Origin of the sequence: Kribbella sp. NBC_01505, from assembly GCF_045040285.1 — a bacterium.
Lineage (GTDB): Bacteria > Actinomycetota > Actinomycetes > Propionibacteriales > Kribbellaceae > Kribbella.
This window is the reverse complement of the sequence record NZ_CP109425.1, coordinates 1,173,272-1,188,943: the sequence shown is the minus strand read 5'-3', so window position 1 is coordinate 1,188,943 and position 15,672 is coordinate 1,173,272. Positions and strand designations below refer to the sequence as shown.

Genomic DNA, 15,672 nt, shown 5'->3' with positions numbered 1-15,672 from the left:
TCATCGTAGTCATCAACGCTGCTCAGCAAAGGATGCGACGCAACGCACCGGTCAACGCCTCCGTTGTCTGCTCGGTGGCATCGCTCAGCCAGGCGACGTACCCGTCGGGCCGGATCAAGGCGGCGCCACCGGCACCGATTCCGTAGCGGGACTCCCACACGTTCTCGACGTCGCGCAGCTCGGCGTCGGCGCCGATCAGGTAAGCCTTGATCGGAACGCCGAGCGAGGCTGCCGCCTTCTCGGCTGCCTCCCGCCAGCCCGCGCCCTCCGAGCCGGTGAACAGGACGAACCCGCGGCCGAAGAGGTCGTGGGTCGAGATCCGCAGACCGCCTTGCTCCACCCACAGGTGCGGAGCGCGGCTGCCCGGCTCGGCCACCTTGGCCAGGCCGCCGCCGAACACGGTGTCGTGCTCGGCACCGATGATCGCGGCAGACCAGTAGCGCTGGCCGAGAGTCCACAGCTGGTCGTCGGTGGTGTCGTCCTCCGCCTCCTGACTGTTGCGCTTGAGCTGCCGGTTCACCACGAGGTCGGCCAGCTCGACCGCGAGGGTGTGCCGTTCGGTGTGATAGCTGTCGAGGAGTTCCGGTCCTGCCCAGCCGTGCACCACACCGGCGAGCTTCCAAGCCAGGTTGTAGCCGTCCTGTACGCCGGTATTCGCGCCCATCGCGCCGGCCGGCGGCCACACGTGCGCGGCGTCTCCGGCCAGGAAGACCCGGCCGCTGCGGTACTGATCGGCCAACCCGATGGCTTGTTCCCACGGCGCCACGTGCTCGATCTCGACCCGGAGGTCGTCCCTGCCGACCGCGGCCCGGATGTCCGCGATGCAGCGTTCGGTGGTGAAGTCGTCGATCGACTGCCCGGCCGCTGGGTCGTAGCCGACGCTCAGGCCCCACCGGTCGGGCTCGGACGTGGTCACCAGACCGGCTCCGACGTGCTCGTTGACGATGATCCAGAACAGCGCCGGCCTCGGCACGAACTCCGCGAGGTCGGCGCGGAAGACGATGCTCACCGAGTGCTGGACCACGCCGGGACCGGTGCGCTCGATGCCGAGCTGCTGCCGGATCGGGCTGCGATGCCCGTCCGCGGCGACGACATAATCGGCGTACACGGTCTGCTCCGAGCCGGTCGCGAGATCACGCAGTACGGCGGTCGCGCCGTCGGCACCGGCGTCGAGCGAGACGAGCTCGGTGCCGAACCGGTGCTGAGCGCCGAGTCCGCGGGCAGCGTCGATCAGGATGGGCTCGACGGCACTCTGATCGGCCTGGCAGAACTCGCCCGGACTCAGGCTCGGCCAGCTCCGGGGCGCGTCGTCGTCGAACAGCCAGTGCCAGCCGCTCGCCAGGGTTTCGCAGCGGGCGACGCCCCAATCGTCCTCGAACGGCCTACCCGCCTCGCGGATGGCGGCCTCGAGTCCGAGTGCGCGGTAGATCTCCATGGTGCGCTGGTTGATGCCCCGGGCCCGGCCCTGGATCGACAGACCCGAGTGGCGGTCGACCAGGAGCGTCCGGACCCCGTGATGGGCCAGGAACAACGTCGTGGCCAGGCCCACCAGCCCACCGCCGACGACCAGGACCGGCACGTGTACGTCGTCTGTCATGTGGCTCTCCTCCGAGCGTGAAGCTTGATAGTCATAATATGATTAGTAATCATGTGACTATGAAGACTCGATGTCAACACGGCTCCGCGGCCGGTGCTGTGCGCCCACGGGGGATGACAGGATGGGGCGGGTGACCGATGAACGGATTGTGGGGACCCCGCACGGGGAGGCGCGGATCGTGGCGCACCGGGCTCGGCGGCCGGTGGCGACGCTGGCGCTCGGTCATGGGGCCGGCGGGGGGATCGAGGCTCCGGACTTGGCCGCGCTGGCGGCCCGGCTGCCGAAGCAGGACATCAACGTTTTTCTGATCGAGCAGCCGTGGAAGCGGGCGGGTAAGAAACTCGCGCCGGCGCCGAAGGTTCTCGACGAGGCGTGGATCGCGATCGTCGGCCAGCTGCGGATCCGTACGCCGCTGGTGATCGGGGGCCGGAGTGCGGGCGCTCGGGTGGCTTGCCGGACTGCGAGCAGTTTGGGAGCGTCCGGTGTACTGGCTCTTGCTTTTCCGCTGCACGCGCCGGGCAAGCCGGAGAAGTCGCGGGTGGCCGAGTTGCAGGGTGCCGGGTTGCCGACGTTTGTCGTTCAGGGGGAGCGGGACACCTTCGGGACGCCCGAGGAGTTCCCGCCGCTGACCGAGATGGCGGTGGTCCCGGATGCCGACCATTCGTTCAAGGTGCCGAAGAAGGCCGAGCTGACCCAGGACGAGTCGTACGAGCTCCTGGTCGAAGCTGTGTTCGAGTGGGTCGTCCGGGAAGTGTCCGGATAGTGGTCACCGGCTGACCCCGCCGCGACGGGAATTACGCCGTACCGGGGCTTGTTGTGATGAGCATGACGGCAACGAGTCTGGCTCCGGCGCGGAACACTGGGCGGAGCCCGGTATTCTCGATCACGATGCCGACACCGACGACCACAGAGACACCCGAGCAGCGGACCGCGCGCTTCGAGCGCGAGGCGCTGCCGTTCCTCGACCAGATGTACGCCGCGGCGATGCGGATGACGCGTAATCCGTCCGACGCCGAGGACCTGGTCCAGGACACCTTCGCGAAGGCGTACAGCTCGTTCCACCAGTTCACGCCCGGGACCAACCTGAAGGCGTGGCTGTACCGGATCCTGACCAACACGTTCATCAACGGCTACCGCAAGCGTCAGCGCCAGCCCACGCAGTCACCGACCGAGGAGATCGAGGACTGGCAGCTCACCGCCGCCGAGTCCCACACCCCGGGCGGCCTGAAGTCGGCCGAGGCGGTCGCTCTCGAGCACCTGCCCGACTCCGACGTGAAGTCGGCGCTCCAGTCGATCCCCGAAGACTTCCGCCTGGCCGTGTATCTGGCCGATGTCGAGGGCTTTGCCTACAAGGAGATCGCCGACATCATGGGTACGCCGGTCGGCACCGTGATGTCACGGTTGCACCGTGGCCGGCGCCAGCTGCGCGAACTGCTGGCCGACTACGCTCGCGACCGCGGCCTGATCGCCGCCTCGGACGACGACGCGACCGCGAAGAAGGAGGAGTCGTGAGCTGCGGCGAGGACCACGACGTCGACTGCAACGAGATCCTCCAGCGGGTCTACGTCTTCATCGACAACGAGCTCGAAGGCGCGAGCACCGAACAGATCCGCCAGCACCTCGAGGAATGCGCCCCCTGCCTCGACGAGTACGACCTCGAACGCTGCATCAAGAAGCTGGTCCACCGCTCCTGCGGCTCCGACCACGCCCCCGACGCCCTCCGCCAGAAAATCCTCCTCCGCCTGACCCAGGTCCAGGTAGAAACCACCATCATCACCACGGACTGACGTTCGCGTCAGCTGAGTTGGTTGTTGTCGACGGCATAGGCGTAGGGGCTGCCGCGGTGCGCGAGCTGCAGAAGCTCCTGCGCGGTCGCCTCGAGTCGTGGTGAGATTCCTTGCAGGATGGGCAGTGCGGCGCGCAGGTACGTGACGGCCGCAGGGTAGTCGCCTGCGGCTGCGCTGACCTTGCCGTGCTCCAGCAGGAAGCCGCCTTCGCGCAGCCGATGCCTGCGGATGAGTGCCATGCCGGCGTCGATGCTCTCGTGAGCCTCCCGATACCGGCCCTGGGCAGCGTAGACGGCGGCGAGGCACTGCCAGCCCTGCGACTCGACGTCGTCGTTGCCCAGTTGCTTGCCGGCTTCGATGCACTTGAGCAGTGGCGCGACCGCATCATCGAGGCGGCCGACCAGAAGGTGTGAGAAGCCGGTGTTGAGGTACCGCTTGCCGATCGAGCGGAGATCGCCGATCCGCTGGGCGAGCTGGACACCGTGCTGGAACGACTCGTCGGCCCGCGCGTAATCTCCGCGCCGGTCGTAGAGCCCGCCGAGTGCGACGTACGTGACTCCCTCGACCGTTGTGTCACCGATGTCCTGACTGAGTCGGAGGGCCTCGTTGCCGAGCTCCAGAGCCTGGTCGGTGCGACCGAGGCGACCGAGGACATGGGTTACCGAGCTGGCGCACCGAGCCTGTCCGCGCAGATCGCCGACCGCCCGGAACATGTCGAGAGCTTTGAGCAGCAGCGTGGCTCCCTCGTCGAGGCTGCCGTTCTCCACCTCTGGGATCGCGGTGTCATGTGCCAGCCAGGCCGCCATCGGGGCCAGCCCGTTCTTCTCGGCGAGCTCGGCGACACCGCGGTGCATGTCACGCATCTCGACCCAGCGGGACCGGGATTCGTGGTACCCGAACAGTGACAGCACGAGTTCCGGGATCAACGGTGAATCGGCCAGCGTCGACCCGAGGGCCTGCTGCCAGCGATCCATCACGTTCTGATGCTCGGCGTCGAGCCAGTTCAGCGACTTCGCCACGTCGATGACCGTCGGCGGCGGTGTGTGCGCGATGGTGGCGAACCCCAGGCGCGGGCTGGTGCGATGGGTCAATGCCTGGCATGCCCAGGAAAAACCGATGTAGAAGCGCAGGACGCGCTCGAGCCCGGCATCCCGCTGGGCAGCGGTCAGTGTCTCCTCGGCGAGCTCGCGGGCATAGGCGCGTATCAGGTCGTGCAGGCGATATCGCTCGGGTGCAAGGGATTCCAGCAGGTTGAGGTCGGCAAGCCGCTCCAGCAGCGCATCCGCCTTGCGAACCGGTACGTCGAGGAGCCGGGCCACGACCGGGGTGCGCAGATCCGAGCCGTCGGGGATGCTCAGCAGTGGGAGCGCGCGCACGGCCTCGCGGTCGAGGGGCCGGTCGCTGGTCTCGAGGAAGTCGAACGAACTGGCGATGTTGGCCCGGACCCCGGTCTCATCCGAACCCAGGCTGTCCAGCCGACGGTCTTCGTCCTCGAGGAGATCGACCAGGTGCTGGATCGGCCAGTTCGGCCGCGCGGCCAGCCGGCCCCCGATCAGCCGGACCGCGAGCGGCAGCCGCCCGGTAAACGCCGCCAGTACCTCGGCCGCCTTGGGCTCGGCGGCGACCCGGCCCGGCCCGACGACGCCGGCAAGCAACGCTAACGACTCCGACTCCGACAGGGCGTCGAGGCGTACCTGCCGCGCGCCGGGAAGGTTCGCCAGCGACCCACGGCTGGTGATGATCGCAGCACTCCCGGGGCTGCCCGGAAGCAACGGTATGACGTGCTGTACGTCGGCAGCGTTGTCCAGGAACAGCAGGAATCGGCGGCCGGTCAGCTGCGACCGCAACAGCGCCGAGGCCTCCTCGACCTCGTCGGGGATGAGTTGCAGCTCCACACCGAGGGAGCGAAGCAGATTCCGCAACGCATCCGTCGTCGACATCGGCTTACCCGGTCCGTATCCGCGCAGATTCACATAGAGGTGGCCGTCCGGATAGGTGGTGACCAGTTTGTGCGCAGCGTGCACAGCCAGCGTCGTCTTGCCGATGCCCCCCATCCCAGTCACCGCAACCAGCCCGACCGCCGCACTGGGGGCGCTCTCCGGAAGTCGCAAAACATCGAGAATCGCCTCGATCTGGGCATTCCGCCCAGTGAAGTCGGAGACCGTCGGCGGCAACTGCCAGGGCATCGGCAACAGCTCACCCGCCGGAATCGGCTCCGCATCAGCCTCGGCCGGCTGACTCTTGCCCCTTGCAACGGCAAGGAACTCGGCGGCCTCGGTCTTGTCCAGCCGAAGAACCTTGATGAGGGCCCGGATGGTATCGATACGGGGCCGCCGACGGGTCCCGCGCTCCAGCACGCTGATGGCCTGGTCGCTCAACCCGGCCTTGGCTGCTAGTGCGGCTTGGGTCAGGTCGGCCCGTCCCCGGTACTTACGCAAGAGGTCACTCAAACTCTCGTCGGTCAGCCGACTCACCGCCCTCCCGCTCGTCGTGGTCCACTCCGGTGTAGGAAGTCCGGATAGGGAATGGCAGCGTAGGCGTAGGGCCGTCTCGCTCGCAGATGATCGAGGAGTTGGTGGGCCAACCCGGCGCGATATGGTGAGATCCGGGCAAGCGCAGCGACGGCTGCTTCGGCGTTCGCTGTAGCGTCCTCCCAGTCGCCTGAGACAGCCTTGAGCTCGGCTAGATGGAACAGAAAGTCTCCCTCGCGCCTGTCGTTGCCACTTCGGTGGGCATGCAGCAATCCGCCCTCGAGATGTTGCACCGTCCTGGCGTAGTCGCCCAGGCCCGCGTAGGCGAGTGCAAGGTTGAGATGACGGTCGACTCGATCAGTTACGTCGTCTGAGTCCGTGTCGGCCAGGTAGGCCAGGACGTCGTCATACCTGCCGACCCTCAGATGCGAAGCGCAGGCGCTGAGGCGGCGCTGGAACGCCGAGTGCCACTGCCCTTTCGACTCGGCCAGCTGGATGGCGCAATCGAACTCTGCCGTCGCGCGAGCAAAGTCGCCGGAATCGTTGGAGAGCACTCCTAGTGCAGAGTGTGCGACACCTTCCAGAACGACGTCGCCGAGCTTCTCGCTGAGTTCCAAGGACTGCTCACCGAACTGTAGAGCCTCGTCCGTGCGTTCGAGGCTCGAGAGCACGTAGGTCAGCGTGGAGCAGCACCGCGCCTGGCCACTGAGGTCACTCACGTCCCGGAAGATGGCGAGGGCTCTGGTCAGGTACGGCACTGCCGCCTCGAGATGCCCGTTCTCGACGATAGGAATCGCCTGATCGTGCTGCAGCCATGCTGTGGTCAAGGAGAGATCGTGAGCCCTGGCCACCTCGAGGGTGCTGCGCGCCATCTCCTGCATCTCTATCCAGCGGTCGCGCAGCACGTGGTACGCGAACATCGCGAGGGCCAGTTCCGGCAGGAGCGCCGAGCCCGGGAGCAGCGCCATGGCCTGGGCAAAGCGATCCATCAGGTTGCGTTGCTCGGCATCGAACCACTGGAGTGCGGAAGACCGTTCACTCAACGCCGGCATGGTCTGGTGCTGGACAGTGCCGAGTGCTAGCCGGGGATTGCCCGGGTGCGTCTGTGCCTGGCATTGCCAGCCGCAGCCGATGTAAAAGCGCAGCAGCCGCTCCAGAGCGGCGTGCCGATCGGATGCGGTGAGCGCCTCCTCGGCGAGCTCGCGGCCGTAGAAGCGGATTAGGTCGTGGAAGCGGTAGCGCTCGGGGCTGATGGATTCCATCAAATTGAGGTCGGCGAGACGTTCAAGGATGCTGTTGGCCGCACGCAGGGGCATGTCGAGTACGGCGGCCGCGACGACGGTGAGCAGGTCAGGGCCGTCTGGGATGCTCAGCAGGGGCAGGGCTTGGGCGGCTTTGCGGTCGAGCGCGCGGTCACTGGTTCGGAGGAACTCGACAGAGCCGGCGATGTTGGCGCGGACGCCGGATTCGTCGGAGCCTAGAGTGTCGAGTTTGCGGTCCTCGTTTGCGAGGAGATCGACGAGGTGCTGTACGGGCCAGTTGGGGCGGGCGGCAAGGCGTCCGCCGATCAGCCGAACCGCGAGCGGAAGCCGGTCGGTGAAGGATGCAAGGGCTTCGGCTGCTGCCGGCTCGGCCGTGATACGCGCATTGCCGACAACGCCGGACAACAGTTCGACTGATTCCGACTGCGACAGCACCTCGAGCCGGATCTGCCGGGCGCCCGCCAGATTGGTCAGGGAGCCGCGGCTGGTGATGATCGCAGCGGAACTCGGGCTGCCTGGTAGCAGCGGCATGACATGGGCCACGTCCGCGGCGTTGTCGAGGAAGAGAAGGACACGTCGGCCAGCCAGTTGGGACCGCAGCAGGCCGGCGGCTTCGTCGATGTCGTCCGGAACGAGCCGCTGATGCGTCCCCAGGGATCGCAGGAGCTGACGCACTGCCTCCGCGGTCGAGACAGATCGTCCGGGTCCGTATCCGCGGAGATTGAGGTAGAGGTGGCCGTCCGGGTAGCTGTCGACCAGTTTGCGGGCGGCCTGGACCGCAAGAGTGGTCTTGCCGATCCCGCCCATCCCGGTCACGGCCACCAGACCCACTGACGTACGTGGCGTTCCGTCGGTAATTCGCAGCGCATCCAGAATTGTCTCGATCTGAGCAATCCGGCCGGTGAAGTCAGGCACGGCCGGTGGCAGCTGCCAGGGCCTCGGCAAAATGTTGGCACCCGGACCTGCGCCGCGTTCCGGCTCATCGGCGGGGAGGCTCTTGCCTCGTGCAACGGCAATGAACTGGTCGGCTTCATCCTCGTTCAGATCCAGCACCTGGATGAGGGTGCGGATGGTATCGATGCGTGGCCGGGTGCGGGTGCCGCGTTCCAGGAGGCTGATGGCTTGGTCGCTCAATCCGGCCTTGGCCGCAAGGGCGGCCTGGGTCAGCCCTGCGCGGCCGCGGTACCTGCGCAGCAGATCGCTCAGGCTCTCTTCGGTCAGCTGACCCACCTCCCTCCTGCAATCAGCCCACTCCTGGGTGACGGCCAGGGCGGGTGGTCCGGGGCTAACAATAGGAGTCTCCACCGACGGTTCGCTGGAGTTATCCACCCCGGGGTCGCTGGCGGCCGTCCGAGGGTCTGCTGAGACGCTTCACGTTTCCGCACGATTTCGTGCAAGACAATACCCAACAGGCGTTTGAAGATCGCATTCAGTATGCGGGTGGAGACGCTCCGAATACAGGACCTCTGGGAAAGGTGGTCTGGCGTGCGTTGTGACCAAATTGCAAAGACCCCGGCTTTCGGCCGGGGTCCTCGCTTTGCGTAGTCGCCTGCGTTCAGGCGTTGGGGCGCTTACCGTGGTTCGCGCCCTTCTTCTTGCGCGCACGACGCTTGCGGCCGGTCTTGCCCATTTCAAAGCCTCCTAGAAACAACTGCAAAGAGTCACAGTCTCTCATACCACGCACAGTTGCTCGTGTCGGGCCGGGGGTCACGGTCTGGCTTACAGTGTTTCGGCGCAGCCCCTGCGAGCAAAATTCAGTCGAGTCAGCGATGTGCTGTCTAGCCCCCCTGTCCCCATCGTCGATGGGGACAAGACTGCGACCGCTGATCGGAGGTGACGTGTCATGTTGAGTAATAGCGGTTGGGAGTGGTGAAGGTTAGAGTTCATCGGTGAGCAGCCGCTGGCCCCTTCGCCTGACGGTGGCGATGTGCACAGCTGTCGCCGCTTTGGTCGTTGTGGTTGCGTTGTTCCAGACCCGTATCGACGTGCCGACCGTGACGCTGGGTCTGCTGTTGCTGATGAGCGTCGTGCTGCGCTCGCGGATGGGGCCGGTCCGGGCCGTCCTCGATCACGTGGTCTGTATTGCGCTGCTGCTGTTGTCGGGACCGGCAGCGACCGTCGTTGTCGCTGTTCTGTTGCCGTTGACACAGGATCGTCGTTTGCCCTTGATGCGGCGGGTTTTCAATGGCGCGCAGGCTGTTCTGTGCGCCACCGCTGCCGGATTCGTGTACGTCACGACGGGGGGCGTCCGTGGTGACGCCGTGTTGGACGCACCAGGGCAGGCAACGGTTTCCGGCTTCGCCGCGATTGTGTCCTGGCTGGCTGTGAACGCCGCGTTGATGTGTCTGGTGCTGTGGCTCGACGGCAGTGGCCCGTCGCCGCTCGTCTTCCTCCGCAAGGTCGCCGGCGCGACCGCAGTGCCGATGACCGGCTACGGTCTGCTGGGCATCCTGCTCGCGGTGGTTTGGATCGGAGGCCTCGGCCCGATCGCGGTTCTGCTGGTCGTCGTCCCTCTGGTTGTCGCTCGGTGGGCGCTGTCGCTGTACGAGGCGGAGCGCAACGCTCAAGCCGCGACGATGCGTGCCTTCATCCAGGTCATCGAGACCAAAGACCTCTACACCCGCGGGCATTCGGAGCGGGTCAGCGAAGGCGTCGGCATGCTCGGCAGGCATCTCCAGCTCAACGAGGATCGGCAGCTCGCACTCGAGCACGCCGGTCTACTGCATGATGTCGGCAAAGTCGGCGTACCGACCAGGATCATTCAGAAGCCGGGCCGTCTCGACGATTCCGAGATGGACGCGATCCGTTTGCACCCAGCCCGTGGGGTGGAGTTGATCGGGAACATTCCTTTCCTGGAAGAGGTGAAGTCGGCAGTTCTTCACCACCATGAGAAATACGACGGTTCCGGCTACCCCGCCGGACTGAGCGCGACGAACATCCCGTACTTCGCCCGGATCATCGGCATCGTCGACGCCTTCGACTGTCTCACCTCCACCCGCTCCTATCGGCCGGCGCGGAGTGTCGAGGAGACCCTGCAGATCCTGCTGCAGGATCGCTACACCCACTTCGACCCTGAGCTCGTCGACGCGTTCGTCGAGGTCATCCGTCGAGATGGCTGGAAGGCTGCTGCCGCTGATCAGCCGGCGCCGGACGAGACTGTCCAGGCAGCGATCGATCACGACGACCTGAGCCTCGGGAGCGGTGGCGGCGCCACCGGTTCCGCGGCCGGACCAGAGGCCTAGATGGTCAGCTCGGAGCGAATCGAGATGCGTCGGCTGGGCAGTGGTGCCGTCATTGTCGTCGCGGGCGGCGTGGTGGGTGTGACAGCTCTCGGGCTGACCGTCCGCAACGGAATCACCGAATGGCAGTACGCGCTGACCTTCGCCTTGTTGATCGCGGTCGGTGAGATGGTGCAGTTCCGGGTGGACCGGAATCGGAACCGGGCGCCGATCGCGACGAGTGCCGCGCTGGGGTACGTCCTGCTCCGGCCGCCAGAGGTGTCCATTCCGCCCGACCTCGCCCAGATCATTGCGGTCGCTGGTGTCGCAACTCTGGTGGGAATCCTTCCGAGGATGCTGGCGGGCCTTCGATGGGATCTGGTGGTGTCGTCACGACGGATGCTGTCGGTGGCCGCTGCCGCTGCGGTCTTCACCGCAGTTACCCCGTCCGACCTGTACTGGGATGGCAGATGGGTGGCTGCGATCGCTCTGACCGGATCGATGCTGCTGGCGGTTCTGACAGCCGCCGCCATGGACGCTCTGGTCGGGGCGGGACAGGCGACCGAGAAGTTCAATCAGCCCTTCCCTGCAGCGTTGCGAGACGAATTGGTGATCGCGGCCCGGATCGGGATGGCGATGGCGATCAGCGGCATGCTATTGGCGATCAGCACGTCATTGCTGGGCCTGTGGGGCCCGCCGCTCGTCGTCGTACCGCTGCTGCTCACCCAGTTCGCGTTCCGGCGCTATGCATCCGCTCAGAGGACGTACCGGACTACCGTACGTTCGATGGCGCGCAGTACGGAGATCGCGGGGTTCAGCAGTCCCGGGCAGAACGGTCGTACGTCGCAGCTTGCGGTTGCGATGGGCTACGACCTTGGTCTGACTCCGGCCCGCATCGAAGCCTTGGAGTATGCGGCGCTGTTGTCTGGGGTTGGGCAGTTGGCGTTGGCGGATCCTAGTCCGGGTGGGGCGAGTTTGCTCAGGACGAGGGAGGAGCGGCAGCGGGCGGCGGAGATCGGGGCTTCGGTTATTGAGCGGTCGGGGGTGCTGGATCATGTGGCGGAGATCGTGCGGCACTCCAATGATCCTTATCGGCAGGGGCGGGCGAACAATGCCGAGATTCCGGTGGAGAGCGGGATCGTGAACGTGGCTCTGGCCTACGAGCAGTTGGTGGGGGAGAGCAGCGGGCAGTCGCCGGACAAGGCGATGGAGTCGATCGGGCTGGGGATCGGGGCGGAGTACGACCCGGTGGTGGTCGACTCGCTCAGAAGAGTGATCGGGCGCGGCTTCAGGTTCTGAGGTCGTCCCAGGCCGGGGCGGTGTGAGCAGGGACCCGGCCGGAGGCGCCCATGCCGACGTACAGGAGGAGCCCGGCGCCGGCGGCGATCAGGACGTCGCCGGGGCTGACCGCTTGGCCGAGGCCAGGGAGAGCGACCGGTACGACGTCGCCCAGCCAGGGCCACGTGGTGGCGGCTGTGGTGAGTTCGTGGCGCTGGTCCACCACGACGACCGGGGAGAGGCCCGCGCGGGCCAGAGCGGCCGCTGAGACGGGCATGGCGCCGTTCAGGGCGACGACTGCGGCGTTGGAGAAGAAGCCGAGGGCGAGCAGGCCGACTCCGGGCTGACGGAGGTTCTCGCGGAGGAAGACGGCGATGCAGACGGCGGAGCCGATCAGGCCGACGGGATACGCCGTACCGCCGAAGAGGGAGCCGAGGAGCTGGCCGATGGCGGCCGCGGCGAGCCAGTGCAGGCCGGTCAAGGTGTTGTCGGCAAGGCGGTCCAGGCGTCCGCCCGTGGCGAGCGCCGCGAGGGCGGCGAGCGCCATGACGAGGAGGACCAGCAACACGCTCGCGATTCTGCCGTTCCGACAGCCCGAATTCGGGCAAGCTGATTGCGCAGCGTGTCGAAATGGTGGCAAAACGTAACGTCAGCACAAAGAAAGGCGGCCCCAGGGAAATCCCCAGGGCCACCGGAAGAGCTAGGACTTGGCCGCAGCCGCGCCGCCCTCGTCGAGCAGGTCGGGCAGCTCGTGAACGCCCGGGTCGCCCTTGTCGGCGGTGTAGTCCGACGGGTGCGTGACGTCCACGCCCGGTGCCACCTTCAGCGCCCGGAACACCAGCGTCAGCACGATCACGATCACCAGGTTCAGGGTGAACGCGATCAGGCCGATGTAGGCCTGGGTGTCGGTGAACGGGATGTTCGTGACCGATCCGCCGAAGTGCTTCTTGGTCGCCGGGTTCACCACGTTGTAGGCCTCGACGGTGCCGTAGACCATCGCGACCGCCCAGCCCGCCATCAGCGCCCACTTGTGGAACCACTGGGTGAACAGGCCGACCACGATCGCCGGGAACGTCTGCAGGATCCAGATGCCGCCCAGCAGTTGCAGGTTGAGCGAGATCGTCTTGTCCATCCCGAGCACGAAGATCAGTGCCCCGAACTTCACCAGCAGCGAGGCCAGCTTGGAGACCTTGGCCTCCTGGGCCGGCGACGCGTCCTTCTTCAGGAAGTCCTTGTAGATGTTGCGGGTGAACAGGTTCGCCGCCGCGATCGACATGATGGCGGCCGGCACGAGCGCGCCGACCGCGATCGCCGCGAACGCGATCCCCGCGAACCAGGACGGGAACTCCTGGTCGAACAGCCGCGGGATCGCCAGCTGCGGGTTCGGCAGACCGTCCAGGCCGGTGATGTTGACGTTCGCCTTGATAGCCATGAAGCCGAGCAGGGCGAGCAGGCCGAGCAGCAGCGAGTAGGCCGGCAGGATCGCCGCGTTCCGCCGTACGACGTTCCGGTTCTTGGTGGACAGCACCGCCGTCACCGAGTGCGGGTACATGAACAGGGCGAGCGCCGATCCGAGTGCCAGCGTCCAGTACGCCGATTGCCCGGTCAGGCCGGGGATGAAGTTGCCGACCGGCTTGCCCGTGGTCGGGCTCGGGGTGGTCAGCTTCTTCTCCGCGGCGCCGAAGATCGCGTCCCAGCCGCCGAGTGCGTGCGGCAGATAGACGATCGCGACACCGATCACCAGGTAGATCAGTCCGTCCTTGACGAACGCGATCATCGCCGGCGCGCGCAGACCCGAGGAGTACGTGTACGCCGCGAGCACGGCGAACGCGATCAGCAGGGGAAGGTCCTTGGCGAGCAGGCTGTCGCCGCCCAGGCCCATCGTCTCGAAGACCGCCTGCATGCCCACGAGCTGCAGCGCGATGTACGGCATGGTGGCCAGGATGCCGGTCAGCGCGACGGCCAGCGACAGCCAGCGGCTGCCGTAGCGGCCGCGGACGAAGTCGGCCGGCGTCACGTAGCCGTGCCGGTGCGAGACCGACCAGAGCCGCGCCATGAAGACGAAGATCAGCGGGTAGACCACGATCGTGTACGGCACCGCGAAGAAGCCGGTGACGGCTCCGGTGGCATACATCGCGGCCGGTACGGCGATGAACGTGTACGCCGTGTAGAGGTCACCGCCGAGCAGGAACCAGGTGATGAAGGTGCCGAAGCCGCGGCCGCCCAGACCCCACTCGTCGAGGTTGTCCATCGAGCCCGAGGCCCGCCAGCGGGACGCCATGAAGCCCATCACCGTGACGGCGACGAAGATCACCACGACGACGATCAACTGCACCCAGTCGACTGAGTGGTTCACTGCTCTGCCCCCTTCGCCGGCTTGTCCGGGTCACCGAGACCCTGGGCAGCCCGCCGTTTGCGCTCCTCGCCCATGACCAGCTTGTACGCGATGCCGACCGTGAACACCGACAGCACGACCCACAGCAGCTGGTACCAGTAGAAGAACGGGAATCCCCACAGCCGGGGCTCTGCCTTGGCATAGCTCGACACGATGAGCGGTGCGAGAACCGTGACCGCCAGTAGGACACCGGCAATCCAGTACGCGGGTTTCACCGCGGACAATCGGGACACTGCGAACCTCCTCGGGACAGTGCGGGCGCAACGGAGCACGCTACCTTTTCCTTCGGACAAGCGACTAGAGCTTCGGGGTGGTCCGTGGATAACGAAAAGGCATGGTTCGTACGGCGGATCGTGCTGTCGGTGCTGTTTCTGCTGATCGTTGCCGTCCCGCTGTATCCGGAGCTCTACGGTCTGGACGAGGTGACGCCGTTCACCCAGCTGGCCGCTTTCCGGCCGCAGGGGCTGATTCTGGTGTTCGTGGTGGCCCTGCTGATGCTCATCCGCCGGGGCTGGCGGATAGCGGCTGGACTGGTCGCCGTACTGACTCTGATCGGTGCTGGGCTGACTCTGCCGCGGGTGACGAGTGATCCGAAGACTCCGGCGGCGGATACCCGGGTGCTGACGATCATGGTCGCCAACGTGCTGGGCGGCGGCGCGAACGCCGGTGCGGTCGCGGAGCTCATCCGGGAGCACAAGCCGGACCTGGTGTCGTTGCCGGAGGCACAGGTCGACGTTCGCGAGCAGATTCGTGCGCAGCTCCACGACCTCGAGTACACCGGTTACACCGAACAGCCCACGAACGCGGTGGAGAGCGCCACCAGCGCGCTCGTATCGGCCTCTCTGGGAGCGGTGCAGGTGAAGGCGGACCTGCCGACCACCTTCGGCAACCTGATGATCACGGGTGGCAATCTGGGCCAGCTGCGGCTGGTCGCGTACCACGGCTTCCCGCCGCTACCCGATGACGTGCCGCCGTGGAAGCACGACCTGACCCAGGTACGGCGCTGGTGCGCGCAGGATCCGCCGACCATCGTTGCCGGTGACTTCAACGCGACCGTGGATCACTCGGACTTCCGCTGGGCGCTCGCGTCGAACTGTCGCAGCGTCGGGCCGTCCGTCGGTGGCGGTCTGAAGGGCACCTGGCCGGCTGACCAGCCGGCGATCGCCCGGACCCAGATCGACCATGTGCTGGCCACCCGGACGATCCAGCCGCTGCGGTTCGCGACGTACGAGGTCGAGGGGACCGATCACCTCGCGGTCGTCGCGACGGTCGCCGTACCTAAGGGGTAGTGAACAGGTTCACCAGATTGCCGTCCGGGTCGCGGAGCAGCGCCGAGCGGTTGCCCCACGGCATCGTGGTCGGCTCCTGAACGAACTCCAGGTCGGACAGCCGGGCGAACTCCGCGTCGGTGTCGGGCACCTGGAACTCCAGGAACGCCGTCTGGTTGGCGGCTGCCCGTACGACGTCGGGGCCATACAACCGGTTGGTTAGTTGGCTGCTCGAGATCGCGAAGGTGCCCGCGGCCGTCCGGAACTCGGCGAACACCGGAGCCGGCCGGCTCGCGGTGAGACCGGTGACGTGCTCGTAGAAAGCCACCAGACCGTCCAGGTCGTCGGTCACGATGCGGGTCGAGGCGAAGGTTGTTGTCATACCTCGACCGTAGA

The 15,672-nt window shown here is 66.6% G+C and carries 14 protein-coding genes; 6 read left to right on the top strand and 8 right to left on the bottom strand.

Annotated elements, in window-relative coordinates:
* Positions 1 to 22 precede the first annotated feature (22 nt).
* On the bottom strand, positions 23 to 1,597 hold the full coding sequence (locus OG474_RS05300; protein WP_405061056.1) for an FAD-dependent monooxygenase: 1,575 nt from the start codon (positions 1,595 to 1,597) through the stop codon (positions 23 to 25).
* 121 nt (positions 1,598 to 1,718) lie between these two features.
* Between OG474_RS05300 and OG474_RS05295 the strand changes: the two genes are divergently transcribed.
* The 3 genes from OG474_RS05295 to rsrA all read left to right on the top strand — a co-directional run bounded on the left by OG474_RS05295 (position 1,719) and on the right by rsrA (position 3,384).
* Positions 1,719 to 2,360 carry an alpha/beta family hydrolase gene (locus tag OG474_RS05295; protein ID WP_405061055.1) on the top strand — a complete coding sequence of 214 codons (642 nt, stop codon included), beginning with the start codon at positions 1,719 to 1,721 and terminating at the stop codon, positions 2,358 to 2,360.
* A 125-nt stretch (positions 2,361 to 2,485) separates the two neighbouring features.
* The gene (locus OG474_RS05290) at positions 2,486 to 3,109 is read left to right on the top strand and encodes a sigma-70 family RNA polymerase sigma factor (RefSeq protein ID WP_405061054.1); all 624 of its coding nucleotides are present in this window, start codon (positions 2,486 to 2,488) and stop codon (positions 3,107 to 3,109) included.
* A complete protein-coding gene (gene rsrA / locus OG474_RS05285) occupies positions 3,106 to 3,384 on the top strand; it encodes a mycothiol system anti-sigma-R factor (protein WP_405061053.1) in 279 nt (92 codons plus the stop codon). Before OG474_RS05290 ends, rsrA begins: the two co-directional genes overlap by 4 nt.
* A gap of 8 nt (positions 3,385 to 3,392) precedes the next feature.
* Here the strand turns inward: rsrA and OG474_RS05280 are convergent, their stop codons facing one another.
* From OG474_RS05280 to OG474_RS05270, 3 genes are all read right to left on the bottom strand, one after another.
* Complete coding sequence (locus OG474_RS05280) at positions 3,393 to 5,858, bottom strand: ATP-binding protein (RefSeq protein ID WP_405061052.1); 2,466 nt, start codon at positions 5,856 to 5,858, stop codon at positions 3,393 to 3,395.
* A complete protein-coding gene (locus OG474_RS05275) occupies positions 5,855 to 8,347 on the bottom strand; it encodes an NB-ARC domain-containing protein (RefSeq protein WP_405061051.1) in 2,493 nt (830 codons plus the stop codon). Before OG474_RS05275 ends, OG474_RS05280 begins: the two co-directional genes overlap by 4 nt.
* Before the next feature lie 325 nt (positions 8,348 to 8,672).
* Entirely contained in the window at positions 8,673 to 8,747 is a 75-nt protein-coding gene (locus OG474_RS05270; RefSeq protein WP_369759046.1) for a 50S ribosomal protein bL37, read from the bottom strand.
* Positions 8,748 to 9,006: 259 nt separating this feature from the next.
* Between OG474_RS05270 and OG474_RS05265 the strand changes: the two genes are divergently transcribed.
* On the top strand, positions 9,007 to 10,359 hold the full coding sequence (locus OG474_RS05265; protein ID WP_405061050.1) for an HD-GYP domain-containing protein: 1,353 nt from the start codon (positions 9,007 to 9,009) through the stop codon (positions 10,357 to 10,359).
* Positions 10,360 to 11,634, top strand: coding sequence for an HD-GYP domain-containing protein (locus OG474_RS05260; RefSeq protein WP_405061049.1), 1,275 nt, complete (start codon positions 10,360 to 10,362; stop codon positions 11,632 to 11,634).
* On the opposite strand, the gene OG474_RS05255 is transcribed toward OG474_RS05260, so the two are convergent.
* The 3 genes from OG474_RS05255 to OG474_RS05245 form a co-directional block, all read right to left on the bottom strand.
* Positions 11,624 to 12,181, bottom strand: a complete 558-nt coding sequence (locus OG474_RS05255) for a DUF5317 domain-containing protein (RefSeq protein WP_405061048.1) — start codon at positions 12,179 to 12,181, stop codon at positions 11,624 to 11,626. The two genes, OG474_RS05260 and OG474_RS05255, sit on opposite strands and share 11 nt — an antisense overlap.
* 132 nt (positions 12,182 to 12,313) lie before the next feature.
* Positions 12,314 to 13,903, bottom strand: a complete 1,590-nt coding sequence (gene mctP / locus OG474_RS05250) for a monocarboxylate uptake permease MctP (RefSeq protein WP_405064544.1) — start codon at positions 13,901 to 13,903, stop codon at positions 12,314 to 12,316.
* Positions 13,904 to 13,965: 62 nt separating this feature from the next.
* Positions 13,966 to 14,241 carry a DUF3311 domain-containing protein gene (locus OG474_RS05245; protein ID WP_405061047.1) on the bottom strand — a complete coding sequence of 92 codons (276 nt, stop codon included), beginning with the start codon at positions 14,239 to 14,241 and terminating at the stop codon, positions 13,966 to 13,968.
* Between the two features lie 84 nt (positions 14,242 to 14,325).
* Here OG474_RS05245 and OG474_RS05240 point away from each other — a divergent pair, with 84 nt between their 5' ends.
* Entirely contained in the window at positions 14,326 to 15,297 is a 972-nt protein-coding gene (locus OG474_RS05240; RefSeq protein WP_405061046.1) for an endonuclease/exonuclease/phosphatase family protein, read from the top strand.
* Here the strand turns inward: OG474_RS05240 and OG474_RS05235 are convergent.
* Entirely contained in the window at positions 15,287 to 15,658 is a 372-nt protein-coding gene (locus tag OG474_RS05235) for a VOC family protein (protein WP_405061045.1), read from the bottom strand. The genes OG474_RS05240 and OG474_RS05235 overlap by 11 nt on opposite strands.
* Positions 15,659 to 15,672: the final 14 nt, after the last annotated feature.